Here is a 22,677-nt window from a genome sequence, read left to right on the forward strand (position 1 = left end):
GAAATATTTCACTTCCCCCTTCCAAGGTCCTTACGTGACGAAGAAAAACAAAGGTTCCGGTGATCGCAACGGTCCCCGTAAACCCAAGGCGAGCCGCCCCGGCAAGGCGCTGGCCAAGTTCAACGACCGCATGCCGCAGGCAGTGGTCGACCCGCACGCCGCGCGCGAAGCGCAGCGCTATGACACCCCCATCCCCAGCCGCGAGGCGATCCTGGCCCTGCTGGAAGAACGCGGCGAGCTGATGTCCGCGGAGGACATCGCCCGCGCACTGCGCCTGTTCACCGATTACGAGATCAACGCGCTGGACAAGCGCCTCGGCGCGATGGTTCGCGACGGCCAGTTGCTGCGCAACCGCCGCAACGGCTACGCCCCCGCGCAGAAGCTCAACCTGATCCCCGGCCGCGTCATCGCGAACGCCGAGGGCTACGGCTTCCTGCGCCCGGACGAGGGTGGCGACGACCTCTACCTGTCACCGTCGCAGATGCGCAGCGTGCTGCATGGCGACCGCGTGCTGGCCAGCGTCGTCGGCATCGACCGCCGTGGCCGCCGCCAGGGCGCCATCGTGGAAGTGCTGGAGCGCCGCTCGCCGCGCCTGGTCGGTCGCGTGGTGGTCGAGAACGGCGTGATCCTGGTCGAACCGGATGACCGCCGCCTGCACCAGAACATCATGATCCCCGCCGGCCGCGAGTCCGGTGCCCGCTCGGGCGAGATCGTGGTGGTCGAGATCACCGATCCGCCGACCCCGCACCGCGGACCCCTCGGCACCATCCGCGCCACGCTGGGCGAACGCCTGCAGCCGTCGCTGGTGGTCGAGATGGCCATCGCCAGCCACGACCTGCCACACGAATTCCCGCCGCAGGTGGTCCGCCAGGCCGAGGAAGTCGAACCGAAGGTCACGGCCAACGAGCGTAAGGGCCGCACCGACATCCGCCACCTGCCGCTGGTCACGATCGATGGCGAGGATGCCCGCGACTTCGACGACGCGGTGTATGCGGAGCCGTTGAAGCAGGGCGGTTTCCGCCTGATCGTCGCCATCGCCGACGTCTCGCACTACGTGCCGGTCGGCACGGCGCTCGACGTCGAAGCCTACGAGCGCAGCACCTCGACCTACTTCCCGGGCTTCGTCGTGCCGATGCTGCCCGAGACGCTGTCCAACGGCATCTGCTCGCTGATGCCCCGGGTGGATCGCCTGTGCATGGTCTGCGACATGGAGATCGATGCCGAGGGCGAGGTGCAGCACGCGAAGTTCTACGACGCGGTGATGCATTCGCACGCGCGCCTCACCTACAACAAGGTGTGGCAGGCGGTGGGCGAGCGTAACGCCGACGTCCGCGACGAGATCGCCGACGTGCTGCCGCAGGTGGAGAACCTGCATCGCCTGTACAAGGCGATGGCCAAGGCGCGCAAGCGTCGCGGTGCGATCGACTTCGAAACCCCGGAAGTGAAGTTCCGCCTCACCCCGTCTGGCGACGTGGTGTCGATGGGCGCGAGCGACCGCAACGACGCGCACAAGCTCATCGAAGAATGCATGATCGCCGCCAACGTGCAGGCGGCGAAGTACCTGTCCAAGCGCAAGATCCCCGCGCTGTACCGCGTGCACGCGCCGCCGCCGCTGGAGAAGTACGAAGACCTCCTGCAGTTCCTGCGCGAGTTCAAGCTGAAGATGCCGCCGAACGATGAAGTGACGCCGGCCGACTTCTCCGCGCTGCTGAAGAAGGTGCACGATCGCCCCGAGGCCGAGCTGATCCAGTCGGTGCTGCTGCGCGCGCAGAGCATGGCCGTGTACCACCCGGAGAACCAGGGCCACTTCGGCCTGGCACTGGATGCGTACGCGCACTTCACCTCGCCGATCCGTCGCTATCCCGACCTGCTGGTGCACCGTGCTATCCGTTACGCCCTGACCAAGGGCAAGCCGTCGGAGTACGTGTATTCCGAAGCGCAGATGGAAAAGATGGCCGTGCATTGCTCGCAGCGCGAGCGCCGTGCCGAGGAAGCCGAGCGCGACGTCGACGAGCGCTTCAAGTGCGCGTGGATGGAGAAGCACGTTGGCGAGGAGTTCGCCGGCACCATCACCGGCGTCACCTCGTTTGGCCTGTTCGTCGAACTGGCGGCGTCGCGTGTGTCGGGGCTGGTCCATGTCTCACAGTTGCCCAACGACTATTACAAGTTCGATCCGGTCCGCCACCTGATGAAGGGCGAGCGCACCGGTGCCAGCTATCGCCTGGGTGACTACGTGAGCGTGCAGGTGCTGCGCGCGAGCATGGAAGACCGCAAGATCGACTTCCGCCTCGTCGCCCGCCTGCAGTCGCTGCCCAAGCCGGTGGCCCCGCCGGTGGTTGCGCCGACGGCAAAGCCGGCGAAGAAGACCGGCACGGTGGCCGGCGTCGGCAAGGCGTTCGGCCGGATGGTGAAGAAGGCCGCGGAGAAGCTGACAGGCGGCAAGCGCACGAAGAAGGTTGCCGAAGCGGTGCCGGTCGCGGATCATCCGCTGCCGTCGCTTCCGCCGGTGCCTTCCGAGCGTCGCCCGGCGGCGAAGAAATCCGCTGGCAAGCGCGTCGCCGAAGCCGCACCGGCACCCGCGCCGGCGCCGGCGGCAAAGGGCGGCTCGCGTCGCTCCGGGCCGCGGCGCGGCGGTGCCGACGACGCCGGGTCGAAGCAGTCCGCGCCGAAGCCGTCGTCGGGTTCCGCGCAGCCGTCCTCGTCGCGTCGTTCCGCCCAGGAACCTGCGGCGCCGGTGAAGCCCACGGCGAAGAAAGGTGCCGCCCCGCAGCAGGCGGCGGTGAAGAAGGTGGCCGCGAAGCAGGCTCCCGCGAAAAAGGCCACGGCGAAGAAAGCCGCGGCGCGTCCCCCCAGGAGCAGGTCGTAAGTCATGACAGAGACGTGGATCGTTGGCATCAATCCGGTCGAAGGCGCCCTCGCCAACGATCCGGAGCGTGTCCGTGAATTGCTGGTTGAGCAGAACTCGAAAAACGCACGCGTAAACGAGATCGTCGCGCTGGCGCGCAAGCGTGGCATCCAGGTGCGCACGATGGGCAAGGAACAGCTCGAGAAGACGAGTGGCGAAGCCCGCCACCAGGGCGTCGTCGCGCGCTACGAAACCCCGCCGATGCTCGGCGAGAACGATCTGGACGGCCTGGTCGAGGCAGCCGGTCCGGATGCGCTGGTGCTGGTGCTGGATGGCGTGACCGATCCGCACAACCTGGGCGCGTGCCTGCGCAGCGCGGCGGCGGCGAAAGTCACTGCCGTGGTGGTGCCGAAGGATCGCGCCGTGGGCCTCACGCCCACGGTGCGCCGTGCGTCGGCGGGCGGCGCGGATCTCGTGCCGATGGTCGCCGTCACCAACCTGGCCCGCGCCCTGCGCGCGTTGAAAGATGCCGGTGTGTGGATCACCGGCCTCGCCGGCGAAACCGACAAGTCGATCTACCAGATCGACTTCAAGGGGCCGGTGGCGCTGGTGCTCGGCAGCGAGGGCGATGGCATGCGCCATCTCACCCAGGAAACCTGCGACTTCGTCGCGAAGATCCCGATGCCGGGCAGCATGGAGAGCCTCAACGTCTCCGTGGCCACCGGCATCGTCCTGTTCGAAGCCCTGCGCCAGCGAGGTGTGAAGAAATGAGCAGCCTTCTGTGGCACGACTGGTGTGGCCTGGTCGGCGTGGCGCTGGTGCTGGTCGCGTTCTTCCTGCTCCAGGCGCACAAGCTGTCGGGGCAGGGCTATCCGTACCAGGTGATGAACCTGGTCGGCGCCTTCGGCATCCTGCTCTCGCTGATCTTCGGCATGTTCAACCTGTCGGCGTTCCTGCAGGAAATGGCGTGGTTCCTGATCAGCGTCTACGGCATCGTCCGTGGCGTAAGGGCACGCAAGGCCGCGCAGATCATTCCTTGAGATAACCGTGTAGGAGCGCGCCTGCGCGCGATGGGTTATTGCGCAGGCACGGCATCACCGCTGTGTTGGCTTTCGCGCGCAGGCGCGCTCCTACATCGGTCGTGGGCGTGGGCAATGGGGTTACACCGGGGTCAGCTTCGTTTGGTAAAATGCCCATCGACCCTGCGCAATGCGGGGTTCCGCCCGGGGACGACCCCTGGCCGGCTTTCGACTTCGCGGGGACGACCCCGCCCTGGCGGAGCCTTTTTATGTACTGGACGATGCTACTTCTGGCCGGTCTGTTCGAGATCGCCTGGGCCGTTGGCCTGAAATATTCCGAGGGTTTCACCCGGCTCTGGCCCAGCGTGCTCACGCTGGGCGCGATGCTGGTCAGCATCGTGTTGCTGGCCATGGCGGCGAAGAAGCTGCCGTTGGGCACCGCGTATGCGATCTGGACCGGCATCGGCGCCGTGGGTGCCGTGACGCTGGGGATCGTGCTGTTTGGTGAATCGGCACAGCCGCTGAGGCTGGTGTGCGTTGGGTTGATTGTTCTGGGGATCGTGGGGTTGAAGGTGACGGCTGGCTGAGCTGGCAACGAAAGAGGCCGTGCGCGACATCTGGGTTGATGTTGGGCACGGCCTCTTTTGTTTTTTACGTCCTTGGGGGGTCGCGCGCGGGCGCGCTCCTACAGGGGGGTGGGGATTACGGTTTGGCGGTGAAGTCGGGGCTGGCGGTGTCGTCACGCTTGAGGCGCGGCGCGACCAGCGGTTCGCCGTGGACGACGAACCAGACGTTTTCCGCGATGTTGGTCGCGTGGTCGCCGATGCGTTCGATGTTCTTGGCCATGAACAGCAGGTGGGTGCAGGGCGTGATGTTGCGCGGGTCTTCCATCATGTAGGTAAGCAGGGCGCGGAACACGACGGTATAGGCTTCGTCGAGGTCGGCGTCGGCTTTCCACACTTCGTAGGCCGCTTCGGCGTCCTGGTCGTGGTAGGCCTTGAGCACGTTGCGCAGCTGCTCGGCAGCCAGTTCGGCCAGGTTGGCCAGGCCGCCGGCGGCGGTGATCGGGGCGACGCGGCTGAGCGGGATCGAGCGCTTGGCCACGTTGGCGGCGTAGTCGCCGATGCGCTCGATGTCCGCGGCGATGCGCAAGGCGGCGAACACGTTGCGCAGGTCGCCGGCGATCGGCGCGCGCAGGGCGAGCAGGCGGACCACGTCCTGGCTGATGTCGTGCTCGAGCGCGTCGAGCGCGTCGTCGTTGTCGACCACGCGCTGGGCGGCACGCTCGTCGCGGCGCTGGACCACGTCGATGGCGGCTTCGAGCTGCGTCACCGCCAGCTCGCCCATCCTCACGATTTCGCCGGTCAGGCGCTTCAGCTCGTCGTCGTAGCTCTTGATGATGTGCTGGTGCGGGGTGTTCATCGATTGCCTCGGAATAGGGTGGCTTAGCCGAAACGGCCGGTGATGTAGTCTTCGGTCTGCTTCTTGTCCGGCTTCGTGAAGATCTTCTCGGTCTTGTCGAACTCGATCAGCTCGCCCATGTACATGAACGCGGTCATGTCCGAGCAACGTGCCGCCTGCTGCATGTTGTGCGTCACGATCACGATCGTAAAGTCTTTCTTGAGTTCTTCCACCAGCTGCTCGATGCGGCTGGTCGCGATCGGGTCGAGCGCCGAGGTCGGCTCGTCGAGCAGCAACACTTCGGGCTTCAGCGCGATGCCGCGGGCGATGCACAGGCGCTGCTGCTGACCGCCGGAGAGGCCCAGCGCGCTCTGCTTGAGCTTGTCCTTCACCTCGTCCCACAGCGCGGCGCCGCGCAGGGCCTGCTCCACGCGCTCTTCCATCGTCGAGCGGTTGAGCTTCTCGTGGTGGCGGATGCCGTAGGCCACGTTTTCGAAGATGGTCATCGGGAACGGGACCGGCTTCTGGAACACCATGCCGACCTTGCTGCGCAGGCGGTTCATGGAGTACTTCGGGTCCAGGATGTTCTCGCCGTCCAGCACGATCTCGCCCTCGGCACGCATGCCCGGGTAGATCGCATAGATGCGGTTGAAGATGCGCAGCAGGGTGGACTTGCCGCAGCCCGAGGGACCGATGATGGCGGTGACCTTCTTCTCCGGCACGTCCAGCGCGATGTGCTTCAGCGCGTGGAATTCGCCGTAGTAGAAGTTCAGGTCACGCACGGTCATCTTCGGCGGAACCTGGCCCAGGTCCATGCCACCGTGGTGCGGCGACGTACCGAAGCCCGGCTGGGAAGCGACTTGGTTCATGTTAGTCATGGGACACCTTGGAGCGGAAGGCGAAGCGGGCGATGAGGCTGAGCGCGAGCACGAACATGGTCAGCACGAAGGCACCGGCCCAGGCCAGGACGTTGATGTCCGGGCTCGGATCCTTGGTGTATTCGTAGATGACCTGCGGCAGGCTCGGCATCTTGTCGATCGGATTGAACGTCATGAAGTTGTTGCCGAAGGCCGTGAACAGCAGCGGGGCGGTTTCGCCGCTGATGCGGGCCAGGGCCAGCAGGATGCCGGTGACGATGCCCGAGCGCGCCGAGCGCACCAGGATCTGCATCGTCAGCTTCCACTGCGGCACGCCCAGCGAGAGCGCCGCTTCGCGCAGCGTACCCGGCACCAGGCGGAGCATTTCGTCGGTGGTGCGGACGATGACGGGCAGGGCGATCAGGGCCAGCGCGATGCCGCCGGCGATGCCTGAGAACGTGACGTCACCGTTGGTGAGCCACTTCGAGGGCAGCACCACGATGGTGTACACGAACAGGCCGAGCACGATCGACGGTGCGGACAGCAGGATGTCGTTGAGGAAGCGGATCGTCGGGCCCAGCTTCGAGCGCAACGAGTACTCCGCCAGCCACGTGCCCGCGGCCACGCCGATCGGGGTGGCGATCAGGATGCCGAGCACGTTGAGGATCAGGCTGCCGACCATCGCGTTGGCGAGGCCGCCTTCTTCGCGATAGGCGGTGATCTTGGTGAACAGCTGCGGCTTGAGGCCCGCGATGCCCTGGCTCAGGGTTTCCCACAGGATCCAGGTCAGGAACAGCAGGCCGATCACGGTGGCCAGCATGCTCATCGCCATCGCCAGGATGTTCTTGATCCGGCGCTTGGTGTAGAGGGACGTCGACATTTACTTGCCCTCCCTGGTCTTCAGCCGGCGCAGCATGAGGCGGGCGATCAGCAGCACGATGAAGGTCACCACGAAGAGCAGGAAGGCGATGGCCATCAGTGCCGAACGCTGCAGGCCCTGTGCTTCGCCGAACTGGTTGGCGATGGTGGAGGCGATCGAGCTGCCCGTTTCGAGGAACGACAGCGAGAACTTGAAGGTGTTGCCCAGCACGAACGCCACCGCCATGGTTTCACCCAGGGCGCGGCCAAGGCCGAGGAAGATGCCACCGATGACCGCGGTGCGGGTGTAGGGCACCACGATGTCCCAGACCACTTCCCACGTGCTGGAGCCCAGCGCGTAGGCCGACTCCTTCAGCCGGGTCGGCACGGTCTGGAACACTTCGCGCATCACCGAGGAGATGAACGGGATGATCATCACGGCGAGCACCAGGCCCGCGGTGAACACGCCCGCGCCGAAGAACGGGTATTCGCTGGAGAAGAACTTCGCGATGCCCGGCACGTGCTGGACCAGCCACGAGACCTTGCCGTCCGGCGGGTCCGCGCTGAAGTTGTTCATCAGCCAGGGCTTGATGTGCTCGGCCACGAACGGGGCGAAGATGAAGAGGCCCCACATGCCGTAGATGATCGACGGGATGCCGGCGAGCAGTTCGATGGCGGAGCTGACCGGACCCCGCAGCCACTGCGGCGCGATCTCGGTAAGGAAGAGGGCGATGCCGAAGCTCACCGGGACGGCGAACAGCAGCGCGATGAATGCGGTACCGACGGTACCCATGACCGGCACGAGCGCGCCGTACTGGTCGTTGCTCGGATCCCACGTGGCGCTGGTGAGGAAGCCGAAGCCGAAGGTGCGGAACGCGTCCATGCCCAGCCACAGCGTGGAGCCGGCGGCACCCACGAGGGAAAGCAGGACGATGAGGGCGCAGGCCTTGAGGACCCAGCCGAAGATGCGGTCGTCGCGCGTATCCTTCGCGTTGCGCGCCGCTTCTACGGTGCGGTCGGCGCTCGGAACGTCGGTGCTGACGGAGGCTTGCATGCGGAAGAGGTTTCCTGGGGCCTGTGCAAACTCATGGGCCGCCGCCCCCTAAGGGACGGCGACCCGCTTGGGTTGATACTGGCCGCCCAATGTGTCAACCGGGCGGCAGTGTCAGCCGGTCTTACTTGTTGCCGAAGTCCGAAGCCCAGTAGCCTTCGATCTGCTTGACCAGCGTGTCCGGGAGGGCAACGTAGTCCAGCGAGGCAGCCTGCGACTGGCCCTGCTCGAGCGACCACTTGAAGAAGTCGAACGCGACCTTGGTGTGCGAGGCGTTCTTCGGCTTCTTGTACATGATGACCCACGTGGTGGCGGTGATCGGCCACGCGTTGGCGCCCGGGGCGTTGGTCATGATGACGTTGAAGTCCTTGGCCGACTTCCAGTCAGCCGTGCCAGCGGCAGCGGCGAAGGTCTCGGCGGTCGGCTGCACCCATGCACCCGAAGCGTTCTGCAGCTGGGTATAGGAGATGCTGTTCTTCTTGGCGTAGGCGTATTCGACGTAACCGATCGAGCCCGGGATCTGGCGCACGTACTGCGACACGCCTTCGTTACCCTTGCCACCCACGCCAGCCGGCCACTCGACAGCCGTGCCGAACTTCACCTTCGACGCCCACTCCGGGCTGACCTTCGACAGGTAGTTGGTGAAGTTGAACGAGGTGCCCGAACCGTCCGAACGATGCACGACGGTGACCTTCACGTCGGGGATCTTCACGCCCGGGTTCAGGGCGGCGATGGCCGGATCGCTCCAGCGGGCGATCTTGCCCATGTAGATGTCGGCGAGCAGCTTGCCGTCCAGCTTCAGCTGGCCAGCCTGGACGCCCTGCAGGTTGACGATCGGCACGATGCCGCCGACCACGACCGGGAACTGGCCCAGGCCGAACTTGGTGAGGTCTTCACCGCTCATCGGGGCGTCGGACGCGCCGAAGTCGATGGTGCCTTCCTTGATCTGGGCGATACCGGCACCCGAACCGACGGACTGGTAGTTCAGCTTGTTGCCCGTCTTTTCGGCGTAGGTAGCCGACCACTTCGACAGGACAGGGTAGACGAAGCTCGAGCCAGCGCCGGTGATATCGGTGGCCTGGGCGGCACCCATGCCGAACAGGGATGCGGCCACCAGGGCGGCGATGCGGAGTTTGCGTGTCAACACGGTGTAGTCCTCGGAAGAATGAGTGTCGGGCGTGGCCCGCCCGGGGCCGTATTCCAGCCCTGCCGTGTTGCAATGAAATGTGCCGAATGTTTCAGAGGTATGACAGCAGCCAATTTGCTGTCATATTCAAAAGCTTACGAAATGGCTCAAACTGCGACGGACGTCACGCCATCGCGCTCGGCAAGCTCCAGCCGACGCCAGCGGTTCACGATTTCGCAGAACAGCTCGGCCGTGCGCTCGGCATCGTAGATGGCGGAATGCGCCTCGCGCGTATCGAAGCTTAGCCCGGCGGCGATGACAGCCTTGCTAAGCACCGTCTGGCCGTAGGCGAGCCCGCCCAGGGTGGCGGTGTCGAAGCAGCTGAAGGGGTGGAACGGATTGCGCTTGTGCCCGACCCGGCGCACGGCCGCATTAAGGAAGGCGAGATCGAAGGCGGCGTTGTGGCCGACCAGCACCGCCCGCTGGCACTCCGCGGCCTTCACCGCGTCGCGCACGGCGTTGAAGACGTGGTCCAGCGCCTGGCGCTCGGGCAGGGCGCCGCGGAACGGGTGGTCCGGGTCGATCCCGGTGACCTCGAGCGAGCGCGGATCGATGTTGGCGCCCGGGAAGGGCTCCACGTTGGCGAAGACCGGGGGCTGCGGCACCAGCAGGCCGTGCTCGTCCATCTTGACGGCCACCACCGCGATCTCAAGGAGGGCATCCCGCTCCGAATCGAACCCGCCGGTTTCGACGTCCACGATGACGGGCAGGAACCCCCGGAAGCGCTGGGCCATCGCCAAAGCGGTGCTGTTACTCGTCGTATCCATGATGTGAAGGATACCAGCCCGGGCCGAAACCGGCACCGGAAGTTAAGGCCGTGTGCGGCTGTAAGCATCCTGTAACAAAAAAACCATCGAACCGTAAAACCCTTCACCCATCCTTCGCGCCGTTGGCCCCGCTTGAGGAATTTCGGACAGAAATAACTCAGCCGGGGGCACAGGGGTCCACACACACATCCTTATCTAGCGGAGAAATCCCATGCGTTCCAAGTTGCTCACGGTGGCCATCGCTGCCGGTCTGGGCGTGACGAGCCTCTCGGCGATGGCGGCTACCAAGTCGTCGCAGCCGGCTCGCGTCACGGTCGACGCCGCCACCCTCCAGCAGCTCCAGGCTCAGCTGGCTGCCCTCCAGGCACAGGTCGCCGACCTGCAGGCCAAGCAGGAAGCCCAGGCTGACGCGCAGATCGAAACCGCCAAGTCGGTCAACGATGTGCAGGTCGCTGCCGCCAAGCCGGCCGACGAGCTGGCGAAGAAGCTCGACGCGCTGAACAAGCTGGTCGACAACACGCACATCGGCGGCACGATGTTCTTCGACGTGACCAACCAGGATCACAAGGAAGGCACCGGCGCGAACCCGGTCGTGAAGAAGGACGGCCACGGCTCGACCAACGGCACCGGCTTCGACGTCAAGCGCTTCTACCTGACCGTCGACCACAAGTTCGACGATGTCTGGTCGGCCAACCTGACCACCGACTTCAGCTACCAGTCGTCGCTGTCGTCCACCAGCCTCTTCGTCAAGAAGGCCTACGTGCAGGGCAAGTTCGATCCGCTCTTCACCGTCCGCTTCGGTGCGGCCGACATGCCGTGGATCCCGTTCGTCGAGAAGTGGTACGGCTACCGCTACGTCGAGAACACCATCACCGACCGTTCGTTTGAAGGCGGCCGTAGCGGTGGTACCGCAACCGCCGGCGGCGTTGGCGCGTTCGGCAACTCGTCCGACTGGGGTATCCACGCCCTCGGCGCGACGACCGGCGACAACTCGGTCAACTACCAGGTGTCCGTCGTCAATGGTCGCGGCTACCGCAACCTGAGCCGTTCGAAGACGGTCGACGCCGAAGCCCGCTTCGGTTACTCGCCGATCGAGCAGATGGTGATCGCGGTCGGCGGCTACAGCGGCAAGCGCGGCAACGAAGTCGAAGCCGGCGCCGACACCCGCACCGCGACCCGCGGCGACGCGATGATCGCCTGGCGCGACAAGACCTGGGGCGCGGGCGTGGAATACTTCCACACCGAGAACTGGGACGACATCCTGAAGTACCAGGGCGTTGGCAACGGCGTCGGTGCCGCTGCCGGCACGACCAAGGACAAGGCCGACGGTTACTCCGCGTGGGCTGACTGGAAGTTCATGGACCAGTGGGCTGTCTTCGCCCGCTACGACAACCTGGACTACAAGTACAACAACCTGGTCAACGCCGAAGAGAAGATCAAGGACAAGTACTACAACGGCGGCGTGTCGTACGACGTCCTCAAGAACCTGAAGCTGGCGCTCGTCTACAAGCACAACAAGCTCGACGGCCCGATCGCAACCCCGTACCACTACAAGACGAACGAAGTGGGCGTCTGGGGCATGCTGAGCTTCTAATCGGTATCGCAACGGAGTTCTACTCAGGGACGAACCAAACGGCGGGCGCAAGCCCGCCGTTTTTCTTTTCGTGAAAACGCAACACCCGCCCCCTGTAGGAGCGCGCCCGCGCGCGAACCCTCAACGCCGCAACCGCGAACGATGCCATGCCCCACATCGTTTTCTGTCCACGCTCAGAATCGTCTCACTATTCCCAGCCCCATTGGGACGTCCAAATCCTGAACCATCCGCGCGCGTTTTCATGTCGCTCGTCGCGCCAAGCCCCTGTTTTTAAGATCTTTAGAAGACCTCAGTCCCCACACCCTGAACCTCCCGCACCGCAACACTTGCAACTGTCACACACGCTGGCTAGGTTCGCCCCATGGGTCTTTCCTTCGCCACCGCCATGCGCCGCGCCGCCAGCACCTGCCTCGTGCTGCTGGCGCTTTTCGTCGCATGCGTGCCGGCGTCGGCGATGACGCAGGCCTCGCACCACGCCGGTGACGAGATGCACGCCGTCCACGTGATGGCCGCCGCCGACGAGCTTGCGGCGGCCGACGAGATCGACCCGTCGCCCTCGATCGAGGACAACACGGTCAACCTCGACGACACCTTCGATGTTCCCCGCGAGCACGTCGTCCCGCTCGCCCGCGTCGCCGCGCCCACGCCAGCCAGCCTGGATCCGGCCCCGCACGCGCACCACCACAGCTTCGAGCTGCGCCCCCCGATCGCCCTGTAGGAGCGCGCCTGCGCGCGAACGCTCCTGGCGAATCCATCGGGAATCTCCGAGGCTAACTCCCCCTCCGCCCTGGTTTTCCTTGTCTGGCTTGGCTTGTCTGGCTTCGCTTGTCGTGTGACGTTCCGCCAATAGCGGTCGCGCACGGGTGCGCTCCTACACCTCACGTTTCCCCTTTGCCGTTCCCTTGGCATGGCGCCTGGCGCCATGCCCGCGGCCCCGCGTGGCCGCGAATCCCCTATCCCCCGAAAGAGAGAGAACCATCATGGATCGTCTTATCCAGGGCTTCGACCAGTTCCGCCGTGAAATGACCACCGAGCAGCGCGAGACCTTCGCGCGCCTCGCCAACGGCCAGACCCCGCACACCATGTTTATCACCTGCGCCGATTCGCGGGTGATGCCCGAACTGATGTTCAACGCGCAGCCGGGTGACCTGTTCGTCTACCGCAACGTGGGCAACATCGTGCCGCCGTACGCCCAGCACGTCAGCGGTGTCGTCGCCGCCATCGAATACGCCGTCACGGCGCTGAAGGTGCAGCACATCGTCATCTGCGGCCACTCCGACTGCGGTGCGATGAAGGCCCTGCAGAACCCGGCCGCCCTGAAGGGCAAGCCGTCGGTGGAGCAGTGGCTGAAGCACGCGGACGTGGCGCGCTACGTGGTCGCCGAAAACCGTCCCACCATCCAGGGTGAGGAGGGCTTGCGCTACCTCACCGAAGAAAACGTCGTGGGCCAGCTGGAGCACATGCGCACGCTGCCGGCCGTCGCCGCCGCCATGGCCAATGGCAGCCTGCGTATCCACGGCTGGATCTACGACATCGCGAAGACGGAGATCACCGCCTTCGATCCGTCCGAGGGCCGCTTCCGTCAGCTTGCGACGGATCCGGCCGATGTTCGCGACGCTACGCCGCACGCCCGGTTCTCGATGCCGGTGTCGGTGGCGTCTGCCGCTTAAAAGGAAGTCTCACATGCGCGCTTATTTTTCCCAGGGCCTGTTTGGCCGCGACCTCCTCGGATCGGTGGTCGTTTTTCTTGTCGCACTGCCATTGTGCATGGGTATCGCCATCGCATCGGGCATGCCGCCCAGCGCGGGCCTGATCACCGGCATCGTGGGCGGTCTCGTCGTAGGCGCCATCGCCGGTTCGCCGCTGCAGGTCAGCGGACCGGCGGCGGGCCTTGCGGTCCTGGTGTTTGAACTGGTGCGCGAGCACGGCGTGGCCGCCCTTGGCCCCGTCGTGCTGCTTGCCGGCCTGATCCAGGTCGTGGCTGGCCTGTGCAAGGTAGGCGTGTGGTTCCGGATGACGTCGCCGGCCGTCGTGGCCGGCATGTTGTCGGGTATCGGCATCCTGATCGTGGCATCGCAGTCGCATGTGCTGATGGATGCGTTGCCGAAGGCACGCGGCCTGGAGAACTTTGCCGCGTTGCCGGGTGCCGCCCTCGAAGCCGTCACTGGCGCCGGTGAAGGGCAGGGCGTCGCCGCGCTGATAGTCGGCCTCGGCACCATCGCGATCATGCTGGGCTGGGAGAAGCTTCGCCCGGCCAAACTGCGTTTCGTCCCGGGCGCGCTGCTCGCGGTCGTGGCGATGACGCTGATCGCGCAGTTCGGTGCGCTCGACGTCAAGCGCGTGGACGTGCCGGCCAACCTGTTCTCGGCCGTGACCCTGCCGAGCTTCGGTAGCCTGTTCGGCCTGTTCGACAGTTCGCTGCTGGTGGCGGCCGCCACCTTCGCCTTCATCGCCAGTGCGGAAACGCTGCTGTCGGCGGCGGCGGTGGATCGCATGCACGATGGCGTGCGCACCCAGTACGACCGCGAACTGACCGCCCAGGGCGTGGGCAACATGGTCTGCGGCTTCCTCGGCGCCTTGCCGATGACCGGCGTGATCGTGCGCAGCGCCGCCAACGTGCAGGCCGGTTCGGCCACGCGCATGGCGACGATCTTCCACGGTACGTGGCTGCTGGCCTTCGTGATGCTGCTGCCGTGGCTGATGCGGATGACCCCGGTCTCCTGCCTCGCCGGCATCCTGGTGTTCACCGGCGTGAAGATGGTCAACCCGAAGCAGATCAAGGAACTGGCTGCCTACGGCAAGGGCACGGCCGCGGTGTATGTCGCGACGACGGTTGCCATCGTCGCCACCGACCTGCTCACCGGCGTGATCCTCGGCTTCGGCCTGTCGCTGTTCCGCCTCGCGCTGCTGTCGTCGAAGCTGAAGATGGACGTGAAGCACCACGACGAACCGGGCCATGCGACGCTGCACCTCGAAGGCTCGGCCACGTTCCTGAAGGTGCCGACCATGGCCCGCACCCTCGAAGGCGTGCCGCCGAACACGCGCCTCAACGTGGCGATGGACGGCCTGCAACACGTCGACCAGGCCTCGCTGGAACTCCTGCGCGAATGGGGGCGGAACGCCTCGAAACGCGGCTGCGAACTGGTCGTGGACTGGCAGGAGCTGGATCGCCGGGTGGAAGGCAACCGCCAGGCCGCCTAGCGACTTTGTAGGAGCGCGCCTGCGCGCGAATGGGTTCGCGGCACCACCCATTCGCGCGCAGGCGCGCTCCTACATTTCTGCCTTGGTTTTGTGTTTGTACTTGCACAGGTCGGCAATCGCGCAGGTCGGGCATTCCGGCTTGCGTGCCTTGCACACGTAGCGGCCGTGCAGGATCAGCCAGTGGTGGGCGTCCTGGATGAATTCCTTCGGGATGACCTTTTCCAGCTTGTCTTCGACCTTGCGGACGTCGGCGCCGGGGGCGAGGCCGGTGCGGTTGGCGACGCGGAAAATGTGCGTGTCCACGGCGATCGTGGGCTGGCCGAAGGCGGTGTTGAGCACGACGTTCGCCGTCTTGCGACCGACGCCCGGCAGCGACTCCAGCGCTTCGCGTGACTCGGGCACCTCGCCGCCGTACTGGTCGACGAGGATCTGGCTCATGGCGATGAGGTTCTTCGCCTTGTTGTTATAAAGACCGATGGTGCTGATGTAGGTCTTCAGCTTCTCAAGGCCCAGGTCGAGGATCTTCCGCGGCGTGTTCGCCACCGGGAACAGCTTGCGCGTGGCCTTGTTCACGCCGACGTCGGTCGACTGCGCGGACAGCGCCACCGCCGCGAGCAGTTCGAACGGCGTGGTGTATTCCAGTTCGGTCTTCGGGTGCGGGTTGAGCTCGCGCAGCCGCGTGAACAGGTCGACGATGTCGGCCTTCTTCATGGCCCATCCTTTTTCTTGGCCCTGGCCCGCGCCAGTGCGTCGAGCACGGCATTGCGTGCCTTGGGCGTGGCGACATCGCGCTTGCTGGCGGCCAGCTGTTCTTCGCGCACGCTGCGTTCGCGCGCCAGCCGCGCTTCGCGACGCTGGAAGCGCAGCCGCGCGCTGTCGGCATGCGCGCGGTCGTCGGCCTGGGCGAGCGGCATCGGATCCAGCGTGATGCAGTCCACCGGGCACGCCGGCACGCACAGCTCGCAACCGGTGCACAGGTCGCTCAGCACGGTATGCATGACCTTGGCGGCACCGAGGATCGCGTCCACAGGGCAGGCCTGGATGCACTTGGTGCAGCCGATGCAGTCGGCCTCGATGACTCGGGCCAGCGTGCGTGGCTTTTCCACGCCGCGCGAGGTATCCAGCGGAACGACCGGCTGGTCGAGCAGCGCGGCCAGCCGTTCGATGCCCAGCGCGCCGCCGGGCGGGCAGCGATTGATGGGGGCATCACCACCGGCGATGGCCACCGCGTACGGGCGGCAGCCATGGAATCCGCACTGCTCGCATTGGGTCTGCGGCAGCAGGTCGTCGATGCGGTCGGCAAGCGTTGGCGTCATGGCTGGCGCAAGGCCGAGGCGGTTTAGCGGACGGTGGCGCCCGGCGCCGCGCCCTGGTCGGCGTCCAGCAGGAACAGGTCCGCGCCACCGTCACCGGCGGAGAGGATCATTCCCTCGGACAGGCCAAAGCGCATCTTGCGCGGGGCGAGGTTGGCGATGAACACCACGTTGCGACCGACCAGCGTCTCCGGCTCGGCGTAGGCCGCGCGGATGCCGGAGAAGATCTGGCGCTTGCCCAGCGGACCGGCGTCCAGTTCGAAGCGCAGCAGCTTGTCCGAACCCTCGACGAACTCGCAGGCCAGCACCTTGCCCACGCGCAGGTCGAGTTTGGCGAAGTCGTCGATGCCGATCGTCGGGGTGGCCGTCGTGGCGGATTCGGTCGGGGCGTTGGCGTCGGTCATGGCTTTGGGTGCTTCTTTGGGCTTGGTTTTCTTGCCTTCCGCCACGGCCGCTTCGCGGGCCTGCTCGGCGGGGCTCAGGGATTCCTTCGACGCGTCGACCATGGCCTCGATTTTCTTCGGATCCAGGCGGCTGAACAGCGGCGAGAAGGCATTGACGGTGTGGCCGAACAGCTCGCGACGGGCGTCGGCGAACGTGGCGATCGGCGCGCCAAGGAACGCTTCGGCGGCGGCGACGGTCACCGGGATGATCGGCTTGAGCAGGCCCGAGAGCAGGCGGAACGCGTTCAGCGCGAAGGTGCAGACCTGCTGCAGCTCGTCGCGGCGCGCGTCGTCCTTCGCGATGACCCACGGCGCCTTCGCCGCGATGTAGCCGTTCACGCTGTCGGACATGGCGACGAAGCGACGGGTCGCCTCGGCGTATTCGTCGGCTTCGTAGAGGCCTTCGATGCCTTCGTACTGGGCGAGCAGGCCCTGCCACAGCGCGGTGGCCTCGTCGTCGAAACGATCGGCCAGCTTGCCGGCGAAATGGGTGTGCACGAAGCCCGCGGTGCGGCTGGCGATGTTCGCCCACTTGCCGACCAGGTGCGAGTTGACCCGCTCCTCGAACGACTTCAGGTCGAGGTCCACGTCCACCGGCGTCGGGCCGAGCATGGTCGCGAAGTAATAACGAAGCGCTTCCGGATCCAGCCCGGCATCGAGGAACGTGCGCGCCTGGATGAAGGTGCCGCGCGACTTGGACATCTTCGCGCCGTTCACCGTCAGGTAGCCGTTGACGTGCAGGGCAGTCGGCACGCGCAGGTTCGCGCCATGCAGCATCGCCGGCCAGAACAGACCGTGGAAGTTGATGATGTCCTTGCCGATGAAGTGGTGCATCTCGGCCGTGCTGTCGGCACCGAGGAAATCATCGAAGGCCAGGCCCTTGCGCTCGCACAACGCCTTGAACGAGGCGAGGTAGCCCACGGGCGCGTCCAGCCACACGTAGAAGAACTTGCCCGGCGCATCGGGGATCGGGAAGCCGAAGTAGGGCGCGTCGCGGGAGATATCCCAGTCGCGCAGCCCGCCATCGATCCACTCCGCGAGCTTGGCCGCGACGCTGCTGTCGGCGACCAGCTTGCCGTCGGTGAGCTTGCCGGCGAACCAGTCGCGCAGCAGCTGTTCGAACTTGCCCAGCTCGAAGAAGTAATGCTCGGAGTCACGCAGGATCGGCGTGGCACCCGACATTACCGAGTAGGGGGTCAGCAGCTCGGTCGGCGCGTAGGTCGCGCCGCAGTTCTCGCAGTTGTCGCCGTACTGGTCGGGCGTGCCGCACACCGGGCAGGTGCCCTTGATGTAACGGTCCGGCAGGAACATGTCGCGCGTGGGGTCGTACAGCTGCTGGATGTCGCGCCGGGCGATGTAGCCGCCGTCGCGCAGCTTCAGGTAAATCGCAGTGGCGATTTCCTGGTTCTCGGGAGAATGCGTGGTGTGGTACTGGTCGTAGCTGAAGTGGAAATCGGTGAAGTCCGCTTCGTGGCTCGCGCGGATGCCGTCGATGTATTCCTCGGCGGATTTCCCGACCTTCTCGGCGGCGAGCATGATCGGCGTGCCGTGGGCGTCTTCACCCGCGACGTACCAGACCTCGTTGCCCTGCATGCGCTGCGCCCGGGCCCAGATGTCGGCTTCGATATAGCCCAGCATATGGCCAAGATGGAGCGGGCCATTGGCGTAGGGGAGGGCGTTGGTAACGAGGATGCGGCGGGCCATGGTCAGCACGGTCGGCGGTAGGACCGGCGATTATGGCATGGCGGTGAGTCGCCCGCTTTCGCGGACGACTCGTGGCATTACTCGGCGCGGAGCCATTCCTGGCTGCGGCCGATCAGCGAAAAGCCGATATAGCCGTGGACGTCGAGCTTCTTGCCGCCGTCGACCAGTTTCAGGGTCACCTTGTAGATCTTGCCCTTGGCCGGGTCGAGGATCTGGCCGCCGGACCACTCGTCGTCGTCCTTCTTCAGGCCCCACATGATGGTCATGCCTTCGATGGGCTTGTTCTTGCGCTCACCGTCGCACTCGTCACAGACCGGGTGCGGACCCTTGTCGGACTTCAGCACCTCGAGCACCTTGCCCTCGAGCAAGCCGTTGTGTTCGGTGATCTCCACGATGGACTTCACTTCGTGGGTCTTGTCGTCGATGGTCTTCCACTTGCCCACCGGCGTATCGGTGGCCGCGAAGGCGGGAACGGCGGCCAGGGCGAAGGCGAGGGCGGTGGCGGTGCGGATCAGGTGCTTCATGGACTGGTTGACTCCCCATACGGTCAGGTACGGCCCGAGCCTGACGAAACCGGCATCCGCACGTCAAGCTGCAACGCGCCACCCGGCGCGCGCCCATGCGGGGGTGGGGGTGTCATAATTGGCCATCTTAAGGATCTCCTCATCCCCATGTCCCAGCCCACCGAAACCCTCGTACGCGGCGTGCTCGACCGCGTCGTCGATCCCCATTCCGGCCAGCCGCTGGGCGCCTCCGTGCGCGCCGTGGGCGTGGACGGCGACCGTGTGTCGGTCGATATCCAGCTCGGCTACCCGGCCGAAGGCTACGTGGCCCAGGCCGCGGCCGACGCGAAGGCCGCCCTCGAAGCCGAGCCGGGCATCGCCGCGGCTGCCGTCTCGGTGACCTGGCGCGTGCATGCGCACAAGGTCCAGGGCCAGCTGGCGCCGATGCCGGGGGTGAAGAACATCATCGCCGTGGCCTCGGGCAAGGGCGGCGTGGGCAAGTCCACGGTGTCGGTGAACCTGGCCCTGGCGCTGGTCGCCGAGGGCGCCAGGGTAGGCATCCTGGATGCCGACATCTACGGTCCCAGCCAGCCGCGCATGCTCGGCCTCACCGGCAAGCCGGTGTCGCCCGACGGCAAGAGCATCGAGCCCATGCGCGCCCACGGCCTGCAGGCCATGTCCATCGGCGTGCTGATCGAGGAAGACACCCCGATGATCTGGCGCGGTCCGATGGTCACCCAGGCCCTGATGCAGCTACTCAACGACACCCGCTGGGAAGAGCTCGATTACCTGATCATCGACCTGCCGCCGGGCACGGGCGACATCCAGCTGACCCTGTCGCAGAAGGTGCCGGTCTCCGGCGCGGTGATCGTCACCACGCCGCAGGACATCGCCTTGCTGGACGCCCGCAAGGCCTTGGGCATGTTCCGCAAGGTGGAAGTGCCGGTGCTGGGCGTGATCGAGAACATGGCCACCCACGTCTGCACGAACTGCGGCCACGAGGAGCACATCTTCGGCCACGGCGGCGGTGCGCGCATGGCCGAAGAGGCCGGGATCGCCTTCCTGGGCGAGCTGCCGCTGGATATCCGCATCCGCCAGCAGGCCGACGAGGGCAAGCCCACCGTGGCCGCCATCCCGGATTCCGACCTGGCCCAGCGCTATCGGGCCATCGCCCGTTCCACGGCCGCGAAGCTGTCGCTGCAGGCCCGGAACAAGGCCATCACGTTCCCGAAGATCGTTATCCAGAACACCTGATTGGTGGCGTGTTCGCCGCCGTTCCGATACCTTTCCCGCTTCAGCGAGGGAGACCGTTAGTGAGCATCAAGTCCGACAAGTGGATCCGCCGCATGGCCGAGCAGCACGGCATGATCGAGCCGTACGAACCCGGCCAGGTCAGGGAGCGCGACGGCCACCGCCTCGTGTCGTATGGCACGTCCAGCTATGGCTACGACGTTCGCTGCGCCGACGAGTTCAAGGTGTTCACCAACATCAACTCCACCATCGTCGACCCCAAGGCCTTCGACAAGGGCAGCTTCGTCGACATCAAGTCGGACGTCTGCATCATCCCGCCCAATTCGTTCGCGCTGGCCCGCACCGTTGAGTACTTCCGCATCCCGCGCAACGTGCTCACCATCTGCCTGGGCAAGAGCACCTACGCGCGCTGCGGCATCATCGTGAACGTCACCCCGCTCGAGCCCGAGTGGGAAGGCCATGTCACGCTGGAATTTTCGAACACCACGCCGCTGCCCGCGAAAATCTACGCCAACGAAGGCGTGGCGCAGATGCTGTTCCTGGAGTCCGACGAGGTCTGCGAAGTGTCCTACGCCGACCGGGGTGGCAAGTACCAGGGCCAGCGTGGCGTGACCCTGCCGAGCACCTGAACGCTTTTTCGTGTCGCATCCGCGCCCGACACGACGGCGCGGTAGACTTTCCTTTTCCGCCGTTCCACCGATCCACGGAGACACGCATGATCCGAGTTCCCACCCTGATGGCCCGCGCCGCCGCGGCGATCCTCCTCGCCAGCATGCTGGTGCTTGCCGGCTGCCATCGTGGCTCCTCGAAGACGGACCACGTCAGCACCGCGCAGGGCCAGTTCGACTACACGATCGAGGCCTACAAGAGCGGCCAGTTCAAGGTCGACGGTGCCGTGCTGTCGGCATCCGACACCGGTAGCCACTTCGCCTACATGAAGGACCAGGGCAAGCTGCCGAAGACGGTGCTGCTGCTGCCCAGCGACGACTCCAAGATCCGCGACAACCACCTGGGCTTCATGGCCCGCATGGCGCTGGATTACGGCTTCGCCGTGTACTACGACAAGAAGGGCGAACTCGTCCGCCTGAACGCCGTCGAAAGCGAAGCCCGCCAGCTGGAAGACACCCCGCACAAGGCCGACCTGCCCGACCGCATGAAGGGCAAGGACGCGTCCAGCGGCGCCTACGACCCGCAGACGCAGCAGTAAGCGAAAAGGCCGGCGCAAGCCGGCCTTTTTCATTTCAGTCGATGTGCAGGGCCGCCTTCAACGTCGCGGCCACGCGATCGATATCCTCATAGGCCCCGGCCTTTCCGGACCCCCACACCGGCCCCGGCCACGCCGCATCGCCCTCGACGCGCGCCACCACGTGCACGTGCAGCTGGCGGACGATGTTCCCCAGCGCACCGATATTGAGCTTGTCGCAGGGCCCGGTCGCACGCAGCGCGGCGCCGGCGAGGTCGACCTCGCGCCACAGCGTGGCCCGGTCTGCCTCGGCCAGGTCGGCCACTTCGACCAGCCCCGCCTGGCGCGGTACCAGCACCAGCCAGGCAAACCGGCTATCGCGCATCAGCAATACGCGGCATAGCGGCAGGTCGCCGACGACGACCGTGTCGCCGGCAAGCCGTGGATCCAGTTCGAACGACGCGCTCACGCCAGTTCGCGGGCGAAGAAGGCGAGGGTGCGTTCCCAGGCGAGCGTCGCGCTGGGTTCGTCGTAGCTGCCGCGCACGTCGCAATTGAAGCCGTGGTCGGCCGGGTAGACCCAGGTGTCCATTTCCGGCTTGAGCTCGCGGTGCTTTTCCACCATCTCCGGCGGGATGGAGTGGTCGCGTTCGCCGAAGTGGAAGATCACGTTGGCCTTGGCCGGTTCGCTGAGGAACGGCACGTCGCGCGAGCCGTAGTAGCTGGACGAGGGCAGGGCCAGGCGCAGCGCGGCGAGCATGGCGACGGTGCCGCCCCAGCAGTAGCCGACGGTGCCGACCTTTACCTTGTAGGTGTCGGCGAGGTAGGCGGCGGCGATGCCGACGTCCTGCTGGGGGCGGAGCAGGCCGAGTTCGGCGACCTTTTTCACGCCCTTGGTCATGCCTTCCTGGTCGTAGCCGGTTTCGACGCCTTTCTCGACCGGGTCGAACAGGGCTGGGGCGAGGGCGACGTAGCCTTCGGCGGCGAAGCGGTCGGCGATGCTGCGGATGTGGGCGTTGACGCCGAAGATTTCCTGGATGACGACGATGGCGCCGCGCGGGGTGCCGGTGGGTTCGGCGAGGTAGGCGTCCATGCTTTCGTGCGGGCGGGAGGTGTCGAGGATCAGGGTGTGACCCATGGGGGAATCTCCGGATTGGTTGAGAGCGATCCCGCAAGCGTACCAAGCCAGACCGGTTGCCGCTTCGCGGCCGTGCCTCACGGCCTCCGGCCGAACCTCGGCCCTGTAGGAGCGCGCCTGCGCGCGATGTCGTCCCCGCGGCGCTCGAACGTGGCCGCAGGATAGCCCTCGGTGCCTACCCTCGCTGCTCAGACAGGTCCTCCGCGCTCGACAAGGGTGGCCGCAGCCGCGGCCCATGTACCTAATCAGCCTTCGGCTGCTCGCTTGTGCGGAACTCGCCTCGAGGGTAGGCACCGAGGGCTCTCCTCATCCTTGCCGCGAACGGGGTGTGACAGCCGCGGTATCGGCATCCCCGACGCAGCGG

Annotated in this window: 23 protein-coding genes; 11 read left to right on the top strand and 12 right to left on the bottom strand. The window is 66.0% G+C overall.

Annotated features, from left to right (window positions below; all coding sequences use genetic code 11):
* Window positions 1-34: 34 nt before the first annotated feature.
* From rnr to sugE, 4 genes are all read left to right on the top strand, one after another.
* Window positions 35-2,866, top strand: a complete 2,832-nt coding sequence (gene rnr, locus KPL74_03600; GenBank protein QWT21103.1) for a ribonuclease R — start codon at window positions 35-37, stop codon at window positions 2,864-2,866.
* Between the two features lie 3 nt (window positions 2,867-2,869).
* The gene (rlmB, locus tag KPL74_03605; GenBank protein ID QWT21104.1) at window positions 2,870-3,616 is read left to right on the top strand and encodes a 23S rRNA (guanosine(2251)-2'-O)-methyltransferase RlmB; all 747 of its coding nucleotides are present in this window, start codon (window positions 2,870-2,872) and stop codon (window positions 3,614-3,616) included.
* On the top strand, window positions 3,613-3,885 hold the full coding sequence (locus KPL74_03610) for a hypothetical protein (GenBank protein QWT21105.1): 273 nt from the start codon (window positions 3,613-3,615) through the stop codon (window positions 3,883-3,885). Before rlmB ends, KPL74_03610 begins: the two co-directional genes overlap by 4 nt.
* 248 nt (window positions 3,886-4,133) lie before the next feature.
* Entirely contained in the window at window positions 4,134-4,451 is a 318-nt protein-coding gene (gene sugE / locus KPL74_03615; protein QWT21106.1) for a quaternary ammonium compound efflux SMR transporter SugE, read from the top strand.
* Window positions 4,452-4,566: 115 nt separating this feature from the next.
* Here sugE and phoU read toward each other — a convergent pair whose 3' ends face one another.
* From phoU to rnt, 6 genes are all read right to left on the bottom strand, one after another.
* Window positions 4,567-5,286, bottom strand: a complete 720-nt coding sequence (phoU, locus tag KPL74_03620; GenBank protein ID QWT21107.1) for a phosphate signaling complex protein PhoU — start codon at window positions 5,284-5,286, stop codon at window positions 4,567-4,569.
* Window positions 5,287-5,309: 23 nt separating this feature from the next.
* Window positions 5,310-6,053, bottom strand: coding sequence for a phosphate ABC transporter ATP-binding protein PstB (gene pstB / locus KPL74_03625; GenBank protein QWT22572.1), 744 nt, complete (start codon window positions 6,051-6,053; stop codon window positions 5,310-5,312).
* Window positions 6,054-6,135: 82 nt separating this feature from the next.
* Window positions 6,136-7,002 (bottom strand): phosphate ABC transporter permease PstA, encoded by an 867-nt coding sequence (pstA, locus tag KPL74_03630; protein QWT21108.1) that lies wholly within the window; start codon window positions 7,000-7,002, stop codon window positions 6,136-6,138.
* On the bottom strand, window positions 7,003-8,034 hold the full coding sequence (gene pstC / locus KPL74_03635) for a phosphate ABC transporter permease subunit PstC (protein QWT21109.1): 1,032 nt from the start codon (window positions 8,032-8,034) through the stop codon (window positions 7,003-7,005).
* Between the two features lie 121 nt (window positions 8,035-8,155).
* Complete coding sequence (gene pstS, locus KPL74_03640; protein ID QWT21110.1) at window positions 8,156-9,178, bottom strand: phosphate ABC transporter substrate-binding protein PstS; 1,023 nt, start codon at window positions 9,176-9,178, stop codon at window positions 8,156-8,158.
* A 146-nt stretch (window positions 9,179-9,324) separates the two neighbouring features.
* Window positions 9,325-9,984, bottom strand: coding sequence for a ribonuclease T (gene rnt / locus KPL74_03645; GenBank protein ID QWT21111.1), 660 nt, complete (start codon window positions 9,982-9,984; stop codon window positions 9,325-9,327).
* Window positions 9,985-10,195: 211 nt separating this feature from the next.
* Here rnt and KPL74_03650 point away from each other — a divergent pair, with 211 nt between their 5' ends.
* The 4 genes from KPL74_03650 to KPL74_03665 all read left to right on the top strand — a co-directional run bounded on the left by KPL74_03650 (window position 10,196) and on the right by KPL74_03665 (window position 14,779).
* Window positions 10,196-11,578: a hypothetical protein gene (locus KPL74_03650; protein QWT21112.1), complete on the top strand. Its 1,383-nt coding sequence runs from the start codon at window positions 10,196-10,198 to the stop codon at window positions 11,576-11,578.
* Between the two features lie 361 nt (window positions 11,579-11,939).
* Window positions 11,940-12,296, top strand: a complete 357-nt coding sequence (locus KPL74_03655) for a hypothetical protein (GenBank protein QWT21113.1) — start codon at window positions 11,940-11,942, stop codon at window positions 12,294-12,296.
* A 262-nt stretch (window positions 12,297-12,558) separates the two neighbouring features.
* Window positions 12,559-13,248, top strand: coding sequence for a carbonic anhydrase (locus KPL74_03660; GenBank protein QWT21114.1), 690 nt, complete (start codon window positions 12,559-12,561; stop codon window positions 13,246-13,248).
* Between the two features lie 13 nt (window positions 13,249-13,261).
* On the top strand, window positions 13,262-14,779 hold the full coding sequence (locus KPL74_03665) for a SulP family inorganic anion transporter (GenBank protein QWT21115.1): 1,518 nt from the start codon (window positions 13,262-13,264) through the stop codon (window positions 14,777-14,779).
* A 69-nt stretch (window positions 14,780-14,848) separates the two neighbouring features.
* Here KPL74_03665 and nth read toward each other — a convergent pair whose 3' ends face one another.
* The 4 genes from nth to KPL74_03685 all read right to left on the bottom strand — a co-directional run bounded on the left by nth (window position 14,849) and on the right by KPL74_03685 (window position 18,763).
* On the bottom strand, window positions 14,849-15,490 hold the full coding sequence (nth, locus tag KPL74_03670) for an endonuclease III (protein QWT21116.1): 642 nt from the start codon (window positions 15,488-15,490) through the stop codon (window positions 14,849-14,851).
* Window positions 15,487-16,095, bottom strand: coding sequence for an RnfABCDGE type electron transport complex subunit B (locus tag KPL74_03675; protein QWT21117.1), 609 nt, complete (start codon window positions 16,093-16,095; stop codon window positions 15,487-15,489). The genes nth and KPL74_03675 overlap by 4 nt, the downstream gene beginning before the upstream one ends.
* A gap of 23 nt (window positions 16,096-16,118) precedes the next feature.
* Window positions 16,119-18,239, bottom strand: a complete 2,121-nt coding sequence (metG, locus tag KPL74_03680; protein QWT21118.1) for a methionine--tRNA ligase — start codon at window positions 18,237-18,239, stop codon at window positions 16,119-16,121.
* Between the two features lie 77 nt (window positions 18,240-18,316).
* Complete coding sequence (locus KPL74_03685; GenBank protein QWT21119.1) at window positions 18,317-18,763, bottom strand: DUF2147 domain-containing protein; 447 nt, start codon at window positions 18,761-18,763, stop codon at window positions 18,317-18,319.
* A gap of 147 nt (window positions 18,764-18,910) precedes the next feature.
* Between KPL74_03685 and apbC the strand changes: the two genes are divergently transcribed.
* The 3 genes from apbC to KPL74_03700 all read left to right on the top strand — a co-directional run bounded on the left by apbC (window position 18,911) and on the right by KPL74_03700 (window position 21,200).
* Window positions 18,911-19,996 (top strand): iron-sulfur cluster carrier protein ApbC, encoded by a 1,086-nt coding sequence (gene apbC, locus KPL74_03690; protein ID QWT21120.1) that lies wholly within the window; start codon window positions 18,911-18,913, stop codon window positions 19,994-19,996.
* A gap of 59 nt (window positions 19,997-20,055) precedes the next feature.
* Window positions 20,056-20,622 carry a dCTP deaminase gene (locus tag KPL74_03695; GenBank protein ID QWT21121.1) on the top strand — a complete coding sequence of 189 codons (567 nt, stop codon included), beginning with the start codon at window positions 20,056-20,058 and terminating at the stop codon, window positions 20,620-20,622.
* An 86-nt stretch (window positions 20,623-20,708) separates the two neighbouring features.
* Window positions 20,709-21,200: a hypothetical protein gene (locus tag KPL74_03700; GenBank protein ID QWT21122.1), complete on the top strand. Its 492-nt coding sequence runs from the start codon at window positions 20,709-20,711 to the stop codon at window positions 21,198-21,200.
* A gap of 34 nt (window positions 21,201-21,234) precedes the next feature.
* Here KPL74_03700 and KPL74_03705 read toward each other — a convergent pair whose 3' ends face one another.
* On the bottom strand, window positions 21,235-21,645 hold the full coding sequence (locus KPL74_03705; protein QWT21123.1) for an HIT family protein: 411 nt from the start codon (window positions 21,643-21,645) through the stop codon (window positions 21,235-21,237).
* Window positions 21,642-22,313: a dienelactone hydrolase family protein gene (locus KPL74_03710; protein QWT21124.1), complete on the bottom strand. Its 672-nt coding sequence runs from the start codon at window positions 22,311-22,313 to the stop codon at window positions 21,642-21,644. The genes KPL74_03705 and KPL74_03710 overlap by 4 nt, the downstream gene beginning before the upstream one ends.
* Between the last annotated feature and the right edge of the window lie 364 nt (window positions 22,314-22,677).

Source organism: Bacillus sp. NP157 (assembly GCA_018889975.1).
Lineage (GTDB): Bacteria > Pseudomonadota > Gammaproteobacteria > Xanthomonadales > Rhodanobacteraceae > Luteibacter.